1 protein-coding gene is annotated in these 826 nt (G+C 60.9%); it reads right to left on the reverse strand.

Going from position 1 to position 826, the window contains the following annotated elements:
* Positions 1-31 precede the first annotated feature (31 nt).
* Positions 32-685 (reverse strand): hypothetical protein, encoded by a 654-nt coding sequence (locus FOZ70_RS37835; RefSeq protein ID WP_219707919.1) that lies wholly within the window; start codon positions 683-685, stop codon positions 32-34.
* Positions 686-826 lie beyond the last annotated feature (141 nt).

The following is an 826-nucleotide window of genomic DNA, read 5'->3' on the forward strand; positions in this document are numbered from 1 at the left end:
TTTTTGCTTCTGTCGAGGTCGCTTCGTCGGATCAGGACTTCTTCGCGCTCTTCTTCACGACCTTCTTCTGTACGCTCGACTTTTTCGTTGCGGCGGCCTTCTTGCTGCCGGTGCGGCCCGATGCTTTCGCCTTGACCTTGCCTCGGTGCGACTTGCCCTTGAACTTCTTCGTCGAGGACGTGGAGCGCTCGACGCGCGGCTTCAGCGGCGGAACCGGGTCGTTCCAGCTGAACGCGAGCATTTGCTGACCGACATAGCCGCATCGGAATTTCAGCGGCGTCGGGTCGCTGCCGTCGCTGTGGATACCGAGTCCGTCGACAGTGACGATATTGTCGACCTTCACACGCTGCTTGCCCTGGTCGAACGAGTCGTTCCATGGCGTGATTGTCGCGTTGCCGCTGTCGAATGTGTTCGACGCGAAGTCGACGCGGTCGAACGCCGACGACGTGCTGGCGATGAAGCTGCCGTGCGCCGCACAATCGGCGGCGAGCGGATCGGCATGCATTTCGTTGACGAATTTGTTGATCAGTTCGGAGCGCTGGTCGAGCAGGTCGGCGAATGCCGGTGTCGGAAGCGCAAGCGACAGGCCCGCAATACAGGCTGCCAGCTTGCCGAGCGCCCGGAAAATCCGGAGCGACGCAGGAGAGCTGTCCATCTGGTTATTGGTGAGGAGCGAATGAGACATCGGGCACGTATAGATGCCCGATGAAGAACCGGAGTTCAATCTTAGCGTAAAAAACTTGTGCGGCAGTAGATGTCGCATTCTGCCGCACCGCGCGAGGCCCTGCCGGCGGGTGATGGCGGTGCCGCCGCCGGAGGGCGATTC

It is taken from the genome of Burkholderia sp. COPS (genome assembly GCF_019425585.1).
In the GTDB taxonomy this organism is placed as follows: domain Bacteria; phylum Pseudomonadota; class Gammaproteobacteria; order Burkholderiales; family Burkholderiaceae; genus Burkholderia; species Burkholderia cepacia.